Source organism: Noviherbaspirillum sp. Root189 (genome assembly GCF_001428545.1).
Lineage (GTDB): Bacteria > Pseudomonadota > Gammaproteobacteria > Burkholderiales > Burkholderiaceae_D > Noviherbaspirillum.
Genome location: NZ_LMHZ01000023.1, coordinates 60,469 through 74,161, shown reverse-complemented (window position 1 = coordinate 74,161; position 13,693 = coordinate 60,469). Strand labels below are relative to the sequence as shown.

The 13,693-nt window shown below is 57.7% G+C and carries 12 protein-coding genes; 9 read left to right on the top strand and 3 right to left on the bottom strand.

Translation table 11 applies throughout. The features are described from left to right. Positions 1 to 80 precede the first annotated feature (80 nt). From ASE07_RS14670 to ASE07_RS14660, 3 genes are all read right to left on the bottom strand, one after another. The gene (locus ASE07_RS14670) at positions 81 to 542 is read right to left on the bottom strand and encodes a hypothetical protein (protein WP_082584160.1); all 462 of its coding nucleotides are present in this window, start codon (positions 540 to 542) and stop codon (positions 81 to 83) included. 67 nt (positions 543 to 609) lie between these two features. Beyond that, a complete protein-coding gene (locus ASE07_RS14665; RefSeq protein WP_057291575.1) occupies positions 610 to 1,581 on the bottom strand; it encodes an HpcH/HpaI aldolase/citrate lyase family protein in 972 nt (323 codons plus the stop codon). Positions 1,582 to 1,719: 138 nt separating this feature from the next. Continuing rightward, positions 1,720 to 2,709, bottom strand: a complete 990-nt coding sequence (locus tag ASE07_RS14660) for a malate dehydrogenase (RefSeq protein WP_057291574.1) — start codon at positions 2,707 to 2,709, stop codon at positions 1,720 to 1,722. A gap of 306 nt (positions 2,710 to 3,015) precedes the next feature. Here ASE07_RS14660 and ASE07_RS14655 point away from each other — a divergent pair, with 306 nt between their 5' ends. The 9 genes from ASE07_RS14655 to odhB all read left to right on the top strand — a co-directional run bounded on the left by ASE07_RS14655 (position 3,016) and on the right by odhB (position 13,663). Continuing rightward, positions 3,016 to 3,807, top strand: coding sequence for a GntR family transcriptional regulator (locus ASE07_RS14655; RefSeq protein WP_057291573.1), 792 nt, complete (start codon positions 3,016 to 3,018; stop codon positions 3,805 to 3,807). A gap of 152 nt (positions 3,808 to 3,959) precedes the next feature. Then, positions 3,960 to 4,367 carry a succinate dehydrogenase, cytochrome b556 subunit gene (gene sdhC, locus ASE07_RS14650; protein WP_057291774.1) on the top strand — a complete coding sequence of 136 codons (408 nt, stop codon included), beginning with the start codon at positions 3,960 to 3,962 and terminating at the stop codon, positions 4,365 to 4,367. A gap of 1 nt (position 4,368) precedes the next feature. Continuing rightward, positions 4,369 to 4,737: a succinate dehydrogenase, hydrophobic membrane anchor protein gene (gene sdhD, locus ASE07_RS14645; RefSeq protein WP_057291572.1), complete on the top strand. Its 369-nt coding sequence runs from the start codon at positions 4,369 to 4,371 to the stop codon at positions 4,735 to 4,737. A gap of 2 nt (positions 4,738 to 4,739) precedes the next feature. Continuing rightward, positions 4,740 to 6,518, top strand: coding sequence for a succinate dehydrogenase flavoprotein subunit (gene sdhA, locus ASE07_RS14640; protein WP_057291571.1), 1,779 nt, complete (start codon positions 4,740 to 4,742; stop codon positions 6,516 to 6,518). Between the two features lie 9 nt (positions 6,519 to 6,527). Further along, entirely contained in the window at positions 6,528 to 7,238 is a 711-nt protein-coding gene (locus ASE07_RS14635; RefSeq protein ID WP_057291570.1) for a succinate dehydrogenase iron-sulfur subunit, read from the top strand. 166 nt (positions 7,239 to 7,404) lie between these two features. Continuing rightward, positions 7,405 to 7,674 (top strand): FAD assembly factor SdhE, encoded by a 270-nt coding sequence (locus tag ASE07_RS14630; RefSeq protein ID WP_057291569.1) that lies wholly within the window; start codon positions 7,405 to 7,407, stop codon positions 7,672 to 7,674. A gap of 86 nt (positions 7,675 to 7,760) precedes the next feature. After that, positions 7,761 to 9,065: a citrate synthase gene (gene gltA / locus ASE07_RS14625; RefSeq protein ID WP_057291568.1), complete on the top strand. Its 1,305-nt coding sequence runs from the start codon at positions 7,761 to 7,763 to the stop codon at positions 9,063 to 9,065. Between the two features lie 407 nt (positions 9,066 to 9,472). Continuing rightward, positions 9,473 to 12,328 (top strand): 2-oxoglutarate dehydrogenase E1 component, encoded by a 2,856-nt coding sequence (locus ASE07_RS14620; protein ID WP_057291567.1) that lies wholly within the window; start codon positions 9,473 to 9,475, stop codon positions 12,326 to 12,328. A 60-nt stretch (positions 12,329 to 12,388) separates the two neighbouring features. Then, positions 12,389 to 13,663 (top strand): 2-oxoglutarate dehydrogenase complex dihydrolipoyllysine-residue succinyltransferase, encoded by a 1,275-nt coding sequence (gene odhB / locus ASE07_RS14615; RefSeq protein ID WP_057291566.1) that lies wholly within the window; start codon positions 12,389 to 12,391, stop codon positions 13,661 to 13,663. Positions 13,664 to 13,693: the final 30 nt, after the last annotated feature.

Genomic DNA, 13,693 nt, shown 5'->3' with positions numbered 1-13,693 from the left:
ATTAAGTTGAACTGTAAACCGTATTCACGCAACAGGACCGGATCGCCGGCCCTGTTGCGCTTGCTGCATTCTTCCCGGCATCACCCGTTGCTGGCTGCCTTCGGTGCCGACTGCTCCAGGGACTTGCACTCGTTGGCGAGCTGCTGACCTTTCTTGGAATCGAGCAGCATGCCCTTGGCAGGGATGCCGATCCAGACCAGGCCCTTCTTCAAATTCTCAAAGCGATTGGCGCCGGTCGTGGTCGACACGCGCGCCATGTGGTGCAGGCGTTTGTTCCAGTGCAGTGCGATCTCGTCCTTATCGGAGAGTTGGTAAATGGTCAGCTTGTTCCCTAGCTCACAGTCGTAGGGCGTGCCGGTCAGGCCCGCGACGTCCGGTTCCTTCTCGTCGTCGGCTGCGGCAGCCGCTTCCTTGGCGGACTTCTTTGCCGGGGTCTTCTTGACTGTCTTGGTGTTTGGTTTGGTCTTGGCTTCTTCTGCCATGGAGGGCAGGGCGACGCCTAAGCTGCTGATGAGCAGGGCGATTGCTGATACGGTTTTCATGACGGTGTTTCCTTTAGAGCGCGCCAAGGTTGATCGAGTGGTTATGAAGCATCGCATGTGCTTTTTGCTATAACAGATTTCCCGCTGCTTCGGGCATCGGCATGCCACCCGCTTTCGCACGTTGCAATATCGTCCAGTAGTAACGATAGCTTGCGCGGTCGTGCAGCTTGCCGTTGTATTGTATAGGGCCCCATTGTGCTGCCTGCGCGTCGGTCAGGATATTGACTGCTTCGCTGATTTCGGAGCTTCGCGGCGACAAGGCTTTCAGTATGGGCTTAATCTGGTCCGGATGGATGCTCCACATGCGCATATAGCCGAATTCTCCGGCGGCGCGGGTTGCATCATTGGCCACGATGGCCGTGTCCTTGATCTCTGTCGTCACGTTGTGGGACGGCACCTTGCCGTGCGCATGGCAGGCCGCCGCCATTTCCAGCTTGGCACGCACCACCAGCGGATGCGTAAACTGGCCGGGCGAGCGCATTGCGCTGCCGGGGATCGCGCCGTAATGCGAGGACACAAAGTCCATGATGCCGAAGGACAGGCATTCGACTTCGGGCAGGGCGGCAATGGCATGCGCCTCGGCAAGTGCGCCATGTGTCTCGATCAGAACATGGACCGGCAGCTTGTCGCGCCCCGCCTTTTTGGCATGACGCCTGATCACGGTGATGGCGCGTTTGACTTCGGCAGCGCTGTTGACCTTGGGCAGAACCAGATATGCCAGGCGCGGTGCCGCACCCTGGCAAATGATCTCGACGTCTTGTTCGAAGCAGGGATGGGTAGTGTCGTGGACGCGGGCGCCGATGCGGTTGAAGCGATTGGCGTCGCTGGCGATCAGGGAGGCGACGAGGCGCGCGTGCGCTTCCTCATTGCCGGCGCTGGCGCCGTCTTCGCAGTCGAAGGTGATATCAAAAACAGGTCCAAGTTCTTGTTGCAGGGCAATCGACTTGAGCATCAGCTTTTCGGAGCCGGCATAGTGATCGCAGACCGGAATGGAGACCGGCAGGTGTGTGCCCTGGAATAAGACCTCGGAAGGGTGCATGTGCAGCGTGGCTGACGTCGGTTGTTGTGCGATGAACGAAGGGCAAATCGGCAAATCGGCAAACGGTCAAAGGGGCGGAGGGACAAGTGACGCTGCCGGATGCGCCTGCGCGCATCACTTGTCCCGTCGCCGGAGGGCTTAGCCGACCAGGTGCTTGACGCCCTCGCGCTCTTCGAGCAGTTCCTTCAGGGTCAGATTGATGCGCTCTTGCGAGAACGCGTCGATTTCCAGACCCTGGACGATCTTGTACTCGCCGTTTTCGGTAGTGACAGGATAGCCGAACATTGTGCCTTCCGGAATGCCGTAGGAACCGTCGGAAGGAATACCCATGGTAGTCCATTTGCCGTTGGTGCCGAGGACCCAGTCACGTACGTGGTCGATTGCCGCGTTGGCTGCGGACGCTGCCGAGGACAGGCCGCGTGCTTCGATGATCGCTGCGCCGCGCTTGCCGACTGTCGGCAGGTAGACGTCCTTGGTCCAGGCTTCGTCATTCACCAGTGCCTTCGCCGGTTGACCGTCGACGGTTGCGTGGGTGAAGTCAGCGTACATGGTCGGGGAGTGGTTGCCCCATACGCACAGCTTTTCGATCGATGTGATCGGCTTGCCAACCTTGGCGGCCAGTTGCGAGAGTGCGCGGTTGTGGTCCAGGCGCAGCATCGCGGTGAAGTTCTTGGAAGGCAGGTTCGGTGCCGACTTCATGGCGATGTAGGCGTTGGTGTTGGCAGGGTTGCCGACGACCAGCACTTTGACATTGCGCGATGCAACAGCGTCGAGTGCCTTGCCTTGGACGGTGAAGATTTTTGCATTGGCTTCGAGCAGGTCCTTGCGCTCCATGCCCGGGCCGCGGGGACGTGCGCCGACCAGCAGGGCGACATCGATATCCTTGAATGCGGTCATCGGATCGCTGTGTGCAGTCATGCCGGCCAGCAGCGGGAATGCGCAGTCGTCGATTTCCATCATCACGCCTTTGAGCGCCTTCTGGGCCTTCTCATCCGGAATCTCGAGCAACTGCAGAATAACTGGCTGGTCTTTGCCCAGCATGTCGCCGTTGGCGATGCGGAAAAGCAGGGAGTAGCCGATTTGACCGGCGGCGCCGGTAACGGCAACGCGCATTGGGGCTTTAGCCATGATGAATCTCCAAAGTGGGAATGAAAACGGGCGAAAATTTCCGAAAAATTTCTGCAAGCCTGTAATAATACAATACCGTCGAAAGAAAGCATTTCAACGCTATCGACCACAGCCGACCGTCGGTTCTCCACCGGATTCGCGTAGGCTGCAATCAGGCTTCCTGTGCGGCTTGCGTCCTGCAAATATTGCCCGCGAGTGTAGGCTTCTGTTTGCGGTCTGTCAATGAGCATCATATATCTTATATAAGACATATGTCTCAGCATGTTTTGCTAGACTGCAAGGCAGGTTTTATGGTGAAATCCTGCTATGAGTTCCGCCACGTCCAATACGATCAATCCCGGCGCGCCTGCAACAGGTGCGGGAGTCGCTGCTCCCGGAACATCTCCGACCTTCAGCCCGCTTTACCAGCAGATCAAGTCCCTCATCCTGCAGAGCCTGCAGTCAGGTGAGTGGAAGCCGGGTGAACTCATCCCCAGCGAGGTCGAACTGGCCAACCGCTTCAAGGTCAGCCAGGGTACGGTGCGCAAGGCTATCGACGAGTTATCCGCCGAAAACCTGGTTATGCGCCGACAGGGCAAGGGCACCTTCGTTGCAACGCATCATGAAGCGCGTGCGCAATTCCGATTCTTGCGGTTGATGCCGGATGCCGGCGAGCCGCACTCCGCCGATAACAATATCCTTGAAGTCAAGAGACTGCGCGCGCCCGCTGAAGTGGCGCGCCAACTGGATATCAAGTCGGGCGATTCCGTAATTTTCATCAAGCGCGTGCAGTCGTTCGACGGCGCGCCCACCATTGTCGAAGAGTTGTGGTTGCCCGGTGCGATCTTCAAGGGCCTGACGGCGGAACGCCTGGTTGAGTACAAAGGCCCTATGTACGGCTTGTTCGAAACCGAGTTTGGCACGCGCATGATTCGCGCTTCCGAGCGTATCCGTGCCGTTGCGGCGGATGAGTCCACTGCAGGATTGCTTAATGTCGCGCACAATACGCCTTTGTTAAGCGTCGAGCGGGTCTCATATACCTATGGGGACAAACCGGTGGAGGTTCGGCGCGGACTATACCGAACCGATAGTCACCATTATCAGAACGACCTGAGTTAAGAGTGAGTTGACGCTCATGGAATTAGCTTGTGATGTGGTCAGATTTGGTCGCTTGCAGAACGGAAAATTGTCTTAGGTGAAGATACCTATTGGTGTGCCGCACAAAAATCGGCGAAAATTACGGGATTATTAAGCTCAGGGAGGTGTTTTATATGGCTGAAGCCATGAAGAAGAGGAAACCATATGGCGTGATGAGCTTTGCTCAGACCGTCCATTACCGACTACCGCCCTCGGCGATAGTTTCGATCCTGCATCGTATCAGCGGCGCGCTGATTTTCTTTCTGCTTCCTTTTATCTTGTACTTGCTTGATCAAAGCCTGTTATCGGAAATTTCTTTCGAATACTTCAAGGGCTTTACATCCGGCTGGTTCGTCAAGCTCGTTATTCTCGCGCTGGTCTGGGCTTATCTGCACCATTTCTTCGCCGGAGTGCGTCACTTGTTCCTCGATTTTCACTATGGTCTTACCAAGGAAAGCGGACGCAAGACGTCGATCGCGGTCCTCGTGGTCAGCCTTGCACTGACTGCACTTGTTGCGCTGAAACTGTTCGGAGCATTCTGAAATGGCAAATAACAATATCGGTTCCAAGCGCCTGGTCGTCGGCGCGCATTACGGTTTGCGTGACTGGATGGCGCAACGCCTGACAGCGATCATCATGGCGATTTACACTGTCATCCTGCTGGTTGTTTTCCTCACTGGCAACAACTTCAGCTATGAAGGATGGGCTGGCCTGTTTTCCCATCAGTGGTTCAAGATTGCTACGTTTGTCACTTTTGTCTCTCTGTTCTACCACGCCTGGGTCGGCATGCGCGATGTCTGGATGGACTATGTCACAGGATCCGTCGCGTTGCGACTCGTGTTTCAAATGGCCACAATTGTGTGGCTGATCGGTTGTGCCGGCTGGGCGGCGCAGATCATCTGGAGAGCTTAATCGTGGCAGCAATCAAACAATCCATTCCTACCCGCCGCTTTGACGCGGTGATCGTCGGCGCCGGCGGTTCCGGCATGCGAGCCTCCCTGCAACTGGCCGAGGCCGGCCTGAACGTTGCAGTATTGTCCAAAGTATTCCCGACCCGTTCGCACACTGTTGCTGCGCAGGGTGGTATCGGTGCATCGCTCGGCAACATGTCCGAGGATAACTGGTACTGGCACATGTTCGACACCGTCAAGGGCTCGGACTACCTGGGTGACCAGGACGCCATCGAATTCATGTGCCGCGAAGCACCGAAGGTCGTGTACGAACTTGAACACTTCGGCATGCCTTTCGACCGCAACCCCGACGGCACGATTTATCAGCGCCCGTTCGGTGGCCACACCGCCAATTTCGGTGAAAAGCCGGTCCAGCGTGCATGCGCAGCGGCCGACCGTACCGGTCATGCGCTGCTGCACACGCTGTATCAGCGTAACGTGCGCGCCAAGACACACTTTTTCGTCGAGTGGATGGCAATCGACCTGGTCCGTGACGAGGACGGTGACGTGCTCGGCGTCGTCGCCCTCGAGATGGAAACTGGCGAAGTGATGATTCTGGAAGCCAAGACCACGATGTTCGCAACCGGTGGAGCAGGGCGTATCTTCGCCGCATCGACCAATGCGTTCATCAACACCGGCGACGGCATGGGCATGGCGGCACGCGCCGGCCTGCCGCTGCAGGACATGGAGTTCTGGCAATTCCACCCGACCGGCGTATCCGGCGCGGGCGTACTGATCACCGAAGGTGTGCGTGGCGAAGGCGGTATCCTGATCAACTCCAATGGCGAGCGCTTCATGGAGCGTTATGCGCCGACCCTGAAGGACCTCGCGCCGCGCGACTTCGTGTCCCGCTCGATGGACCAGGAAATCAAGGAAGGCCGCGGCTGCGGTCCGAACAAGGATCACGTGTTGCTGGATCTGCGTCACATCGGCGCCGACACCATCAAGAAGCGTCTGCCATCGATCCTGGAAATCGGTCACAAGTTTGCCAACGTCGACGCGACCAAGGAACCGATTCCTGTTGTTCCGACGATCCACTACCAGATGGGCGGTATTCCGACCAATATCCATGGTCAGGTTGTCGTTCCAAAGAACGGTATTCCGAACGACGTCGTCAACGGTCTGTACGCGATTGGCGAATGTGCCTGCGTTTCCGTGCATGGCGCGAACCGTCTTGGCACCAATTCGCTGCTTGACCTCGTGGTCTTCGGCCGCGCCGCTGGTAATCACATCGTCGCCAGCAACCTCAAGGCCAAAAATCACAAGCCGTTGCCTGCGGGCGCGGCTGATCTCGCGCTGTCGCGTCTGGCCCGCCTGGAAACCAGCACTGGTTCCGAGCGCGTGCAGGACGTCGCCAACGCGATCCGCTCCACCATGCAACAATACTGCGGTGTGTTCCGTACCGATGAACTGCTGCAGACCGGACTCAAGGAGATCATGGAACTCGACGAGCGCCGCAAGCATGTGTCGTTCAAGGACAAGTCCAAGGTCTTCAATACCGCCCGCGTGGAAGCGCTCGAGCTGGATAACCTCATTGAAACGGCGAAGGCCACCATCACTTCGGCAGCAGCCCGCAAGGAATCACGTGGCGCCCATGCGCATCGCGATTACGAGAAGCGTGACGACGAGAACTGGATGAAGCACACCCTGTTCTTCTCGGAAGGCAACCGTCTTGATTACAAGCCGGTGAACACCAAGCCGCTGACCGTTGAAACCTTCAAGCCAAAAGCACGTACTTTTTAAGGTAAGAACATGGCACGTACCCTGAAATTTCAAATCTATCGCTACGATCCGGATAAGGATGCGAAGCCTTACATGCAGGACCTGACAGTCACGCTGCAGGACACTGACAAAATGCTGCTCGATGCATTGCAGCGCATCAAGGCCGACGTGGATGACTCGCTGGCGCTGCGCCGCTCCTGCCGCGAAGGTGTCTGCGGTTCGGACGCGATGAACATCAACGGCAAGAATGGCCTGGCATGCACGACCAACCTGAACGAACTGACCGAGCCGATCGTGCTGCGTCCGCTGCCCGGCCTGCCGGTCATTCGCGACCTGATCGTCGACATGACCCAGTTCTTCAAGCAGTACAATTCGATCAAGCCTTACCTGATCAACGACACGATTCCCCCTGAGAAGGAGCGTCTGCAGACGCCGGAAGAGCGTGAAGAGCTCGATGGCCTGTACGAGTGCATCCTGTGCGCCTGCTGCTCGACCTCCTGCCCGTCGTTCTGGTGGAATCCGGACAAGTTCGTTGGTCCGGCAGGCCTGCTGCAGGCTTACCGTTTCATTGCCGACAGCCGCGATGAAGCCACCAACGATCGTCTCGACAATCTCGAAGATCCGTATCGCCTGTTCCGCTGCCATACGATCATGAACTGCGTCGACGTGTGCCCGAAGGGTCTGAACCCTGCGCGCGCCATCGGCAAGATCAAGGATCTGCTGGTTCGTCGCGCCGTATAAACTGCATGTCGAAGGCGGAGGCTACAAGGCTTCCGCCTTATTTCATGAGCTGTCTGTGCGCGTTAATTAGTATGAGTCAATGTTTGCGTGCAATGTTTCATTGTTCCAGTATGCGCAAATGCGCAATTACGACAGTGAGCTCATGAAATAGAGTGAACGAGAAATTATGTCCAGCAACCATCAAGCCGATCCCATCAAACGTGCCCGCCTGCGCTGGCGTGCCCGCCGTGGATTGCTTGAAAACGACCTGATCGTGACGCGGTTTCTTGATGCGCACGAGGCGAACTTGACCGATGAAGAGGTCGATGCGTTCTCGCGCCTGATGGAGTTGTCGGACAACGATTTGATGGACTTGCTTTTAGCGCGCAAGGAACCCATGGGCGAAGTGGATCTTCCGCATGTCCATGCGTTACTGGCGAGACTGCGCGCTGCCTGAGAACAGTCGGCCACAGGCTGAAAACAGGTGCCGTTATCCGGTTTTTTTTACAATCGACTCACCCCTCCTCACTAGAAGGAAGAGACATGACAAACTCTGATACCAAAGCAACCCTGTCGTTCTCGGACGGCTCCTCGTCGCTGGACCTGCCGATCTATAAAGGCACGATCGGTCCGGATGTCGTCGACATCCGCAAGCTGTATGGCGCTACCGGCAAGTTTACGTACGACCCGGGATTCATGTCCACCGCGGCCTGTAATTCGTCGATTACGTACATCGACGGTGACAAGGGTGAGCTGCTGTATCGTGGCTATCCGATTGAGCAGCTCGCAGTCAATTGCGACTTCCTCGAAACTTGCTACCTGCTGATGAATGGTGAGTTGCCAACCGCAGCTGAAAAAGAAAAATTCGTTACCACCGTGACCAATCACACGATGGTCCACGAGCAGATGCAATTCTTCTTCCGCGGTTTCCGCCGTGATGCGCACCCCATGTCGGTCCTCGTCGGTACCGTCGGCGCGTTGTCTTCGTTCTATCACGATTCGCTCGACATCAATGACCCGCATCATCGCGAAGTGTCGGCGATCCGTCTGATCGCCAAGCTGCCGACCCTGGTGGCGATGGCTTACAAGTACTCGGTTGGCCAGCCTTTCGTGTACCCCCGCAATGACCTGTCGTACTCCGCCAATTTCATGCGCATGATGTTCTCGAACCCATGCGAAGAATATAAGGTCAATGACGTGCTGGTGCGCGCGCTGGACCGCATCCTCATTCTGCACGCGGATCACGAGCAGAATGCATCGACATCGACCGTTCGCCTGGCCGGCTCGTCGGGTGCAAACCCGTTTGCCTGTATCGCTGCCGGTATCGCATGCCTGTGGGGCCCGGCTCACGGCGGCGCAAATGAAGCTGCGCTGACCATGCTGCGCGAGATCGGTTCGGTCGACAAGATCGGCGAGTTCGTCAAGCAGGTCAAGGATAAGAATTCCGGCGTCAAGCTGATGGGCTTTGGTCACCGTGTCTACAAGAACTACGATCCGCGTGCCAAGCTGATGCGCGAAACCTGCCACGAAGTGCTGAACGAACTCGGCCTGCAGGACGACCCGCTGTTCAAGCTGGCGATGGCTCTGGAGAAGGTCGCGCTGGAAGACGAATACTTCGTCAGCCGCAAACTCTATCCGAACGTCGACTTCTACTCCGGCATCGTTCAGTCCGCGCTCGGCATCCCGGTTTCGCTGTTCACCGGTATCTTCGCGATGGCACGTACCGTCGGCTGGATCGCCCAATGGAACGAAATGATTTCCGATCCCGAGCAAAAGATCGGTCGTCCGCGTCAGTTGTACATTGGTGCGCCACGTCGCGACGTGCCCACCATGGCACAGCGCGGTTAATCGCCTATCCTGTCATGGGCCGTTTGGCCCTGGTAGCAAGTCGATAACATAAAAAAAGCGAGTCTTCGGACTCGCTTTTTTTTATGGAAAAGAATAATACGCAATGTTTTGCGGTTCAGCGGACTGCGCTTTCGCAGCGCTATGGATGACAATCAGACCAGACAGGGCAGGGCACAGAGCGGGCAGGTGGGAACAAAATGCCGCACCTTTTGGAGGCAGAGCATTTCGTCGATTTGGGGGAAAGAGTTCTATGCTATGCTAGCGTTTCCAAAAATACTGGTACCACCTCAGGTCGTCACGTAGCCCTTCCCCACAACTTGATGTGCGATCCGCTAACCGGTCAGGCCGTGTCGCGGAAGGTTATATAAACCCGCTAATCTCGCGAAACGCGAAGAAAGGTGAGCAAGATGATGCAGCAGTACTTCTCCAACTCCTACCTGTTTGGAGGCAACGCACCGTACGTCGAAGAATTGTACGAAGCGTACCTCAACAATCCCGGCTCCGTGCCCGACAACTGGCGCGCTTATTTTGATGCGATGCAGCATGTCCCCGCAGTCGATGGCTCGACCAAGCCCGACGTGGCACATGCCCCGGTCATCGCCTCATTCGCCGAACGTGCCAAGCAGGGTCCGATTCGCACCGTGGTTGCGTCGCAAGACGTCGAAATGGGCCGCAAGCGTGTCGCCGCGACGCAACTGATCGCCGCTTACCGCTTCCTCGGCAACCGCTGGGCGAACCTCGATCCCCTGCAGCGTCAGGAACGCCCTGGCATTCCGGAGCTGGATCCAAGTTTCTACGGTTTCACCGATGCGGATATGGACATCGTGTTCAATATCAGCAATACCTACTTTGGTCCGGAAACCGCTTCGCTGCGCGACTTGCTCCAGGCATTGCGTGACACGTATTGCCGTTCGATCGGCGCCGAATTCATGTACATCAGCGATCCCGCGCAGAAGCGCTGGCTGCAGGAGCGCCTTGAATCCGTCCGTTCGACCCCGAATTTCTCGGCAGAGAAAAAGAAACACATCCTCGACCGCCTGACCGCAGCGGAAGGCCTCGAGCGTTATCTGCATACCCGTTACGTCGGTCAGAAGCGCTTCTCGCTCGAAGGCGGCGAAAGCTTCATCGCCTCACTGGATGAGACCATCCAGCGCGCGGGCGAAAAGGGCGTGCAGGAAATCGTGATCGGCATGGCTCACCGCGGTCGTCTGAACGTGCTCGTCAACACGTTGGGCAAGATGCCACAAGACCTGTTCGCAGAATTCGAAGGCAAACATGCCGACGACTTGCCGGCAGGCGACGTCAAGTATCACCAGGGCTTCTCGTCCGATATCTCTACACCTGGCGGCCCGGTCCACCTGTCTCTGGCCTTCAATCCGTCCCACCTGGAAATCGTGAACCCCGTCGTCGAAGGTTCGGTCAAGGCACGTATGGAGCGCCGTGGCGACAAGGACGGCTCGCAGGTCATGCCTATCCTGGTGCACGGCGACGCCGCGTTTGCAGGCCAGGGCGTTGTGATGGAAACCCTGAACCTCGCGCAGACGCGCGGCTATGGTACAGGCGGTACCGTCCATATCGTCATCAACAACCAGATTGGCTTCACCACGTCCGACCCGCGCGACTCGCGCTCGACCTTGTACTGCTCCGACGTCGTGAAGATGATCGAAGCACCAGTGCTGCACGTGAACGGTGATGATCCCGAAGCAGTCGTATTTGCGACCCAGATCGCTCTCGATTACCGCCTTGAGTTCAAGAAGGACATCGTTGTCGATATCATCTGCTTCCGCAAACTCGGCCACAACGAGCAGGACACTCCGGCACTGACCCAGCCGCTGATGTACAAGAAGATTGGCCAGCATCCGGGCACGCGCAAAGTATACGCCGACAAACTGATTACCCAGGGCACCATCCCCGCCGATGCGGGTGACGCCATGGTCAAGGCTTATCGCGATGCGATGGATGCCGGCAAGCATACGGTTGACCCGGTCATCTCCAACTTCAAGAGCAAGTATGCAGTTGACTGGATGCCTTTCCTCAACCGCAAGTGGACCGACGCAGCGGATACCGCAGTACCGCTGGCTGAACTGAAGCGTCTGGCAGAGCGTATCACCAAGGTTCCTGAAGACTTCAAGGTGCACCCGCTGGTCGAGAAGGTCCTTGCCGATCGCGCATCCATGGGGCACGGTGAACTCAACCTCGACTGGGGTATGGGCGAACACCTCGCATACGCTTCCCTGGTTGCTTCGGGTTACGCAGTGCGCCTGACCGGTCAGGATGCCGGCCGTGGTACCTTCGTACACCGTCATGCGGTCTTGCACGACCAGAAGCGCGAGCGTTGGGATGCAGGGACTTACATTCCGCTGCAGAACGTCGCCGAGACGCAGGCTCCGTTTACCGTTATCGACTCCGTGCTGTCGGAAGAAGCTGTTCTCGGTTTTGAATACGGTTACTCGACTGCGGAACCCAATACGCTGACCATCTGGGAAGCGCAGTTCGGTGACTTTGCCAATGGCGCCCAGGTTGTCATCGACCAGTTCATCAGCTCCGGCGAAGTGAAATGGGGTCGTGCCTCCGGCCTCGTCATGATGCTGCCGCACGGTTACGAAGGGCAGGGTCCTGAGCACTCGTCCGCACGTATCGAACGTTATCTGCAGCTGTGCGCAGACAACAACATGCAGGTTGTGCAGCCGACCACGTCCGCACAGATTTTCCATCTGCTGCGTCGTCAGATGATTCGCCTGTTCCGCAAGCCCCTGATCATCGCTACGCCGAAATCGCTGCTGCGTAACAAGGACGCCGGCTCGCCGTTGTCCGACCTGGCCAAGGGTACGTTCCAGACCGTCATCGGCGAAGTCGACGAGAAAATCGATCCGAAGAAGGTCAAGCGCGTCATCGCCTGCTCGGGCAAGGTGTATTACGACCTTGTCAACGCACGCAAGGAGCGTGGCGTATCTGACGTGGCCATCGTCCGTGTCGAGCAGCTTTATCCATTCCCGCACAAGGCCTTCTCAGCCGAGCTCAAGAAGTTCCCGAACTTCAACGAGCTGGTCTGGGCGCAGGATGAGCCGCAGAACCAGGGACCGTGGTTCCAGATCCAGCACAACATCTTCGAGAACCTGGAAGATGGCCAGAAGCTGGCCTATGCCGGTCGCCCGGCCAGCGCATCGCCTGCTGTCGGTTATTACGACAAGCACTATGCGCAGCAGAAGGCATTGATCGACACCGCCTTCTCGAAGCTGAAGGGCTTCGTCCTTACAAAATAAAGACCCGTCGACGCGCTAGAAACTGGCGCGTCGAATGAACACACCGAAACGGAGAGTTACATGGCAATTATTGAAGTCAAAGTTCCGCAACTGTCGGAATCCGTCGCGGAAGCGACTCTGCTGGCCTGGCACAAAAAAGTCGGCGAAGCCGTCGCCCGCGATGAAAACCTCATCGATATCGAAACCGACAAGGTGGTGCTTGAATTGCCAGCGCCGGATGGCGGCGTGATCGTTGAAGTCCTGAAGGCTGACGGCAGTACAGTCGTGGCCGGTGAAGTCATCGCGCGCCTGGATACCGAAGCCAAGGCTGGCGCAGTTGCTGCGCCCGCTGCTGCCCCTGCTCCTGCTGCAGCACCGGCGCCTGCTCCGGCCGGCGATCCTGTTACCGCCGCTATTTCCGCACTCGCATCGAATGCAGCTGCCGGCGTTGCCATGCCTGCAGCCGCCAAGATGCTGGCTGATAACAACACGAACACGGCACAGGTTGCCGGTACCGGCCGTGATGGCCGCGTCACCAAGGGCGACGTGATTAACGCGCTCGACAAGAAGCCTGCTGCGACTGCACCAGCAGCGCCCGCAGCGGCCAAGCCGGCCCTGCAGCAAGTCGCGCCGCCGGTCGCGCCGAACCTCGGCAACCGTCCGGAAGAGCGCGTGCCGATGAGCCGTCTGCGTGCGCGTATCGCCGAGCGTCTGCTGCAATCGCAAGCGACCAATGCGATCCTGACCACGTTCAATGAGGTGAACATGCAGCCGGTCATGGACCTGCGCAACAAGTACAAGGACAAGTTTGAAAAAGAGCACGGCGTCAAGCTGGGCTTCATGTCCTTCTTCGTCAAGGCTGCAGTCGCCGCACTGAAGAAGTACCCGGTCATCAACGCGTCGGTTGACGGTAATGACATCGTGTACCACGGCTATTTCGACATCGGTATCGCCGTCGGTTCGCCGCGCGGCCTGGTCGTGCCTATCCTGCGTAACGCAGATCAGATGACCATCGCCGACATCGAAAAGAAGATCGCCGAGTTCGGTACCAAGGCCAAGGACGGCAAGCTGACTCTCGACGACCTCACCGGCGGTACGTTCTCCATCTCCAATGGCGGCGTGTTCGGTTCGATGCTGTCGACACCGATCATCAATCCGCCGCAGTCCGCAATCCTTGGCGTTCATGCAACCAAGGAACGTCCGGTTGTCGAGAATGGCCAGATCGTGATCCGTCCGATCAACTTCCTCGCCATGTCTTACGACCACCGCATCATCGACGGGCGCGAAGCGGTACTCGGCCTGGTCGCGATGAAGGAAGCGCTGGAAGATCCGGCACGCCTGCTGCTGGACCTGTAAGAACGAGTGCGATGCGCGCATGGCGCGGCA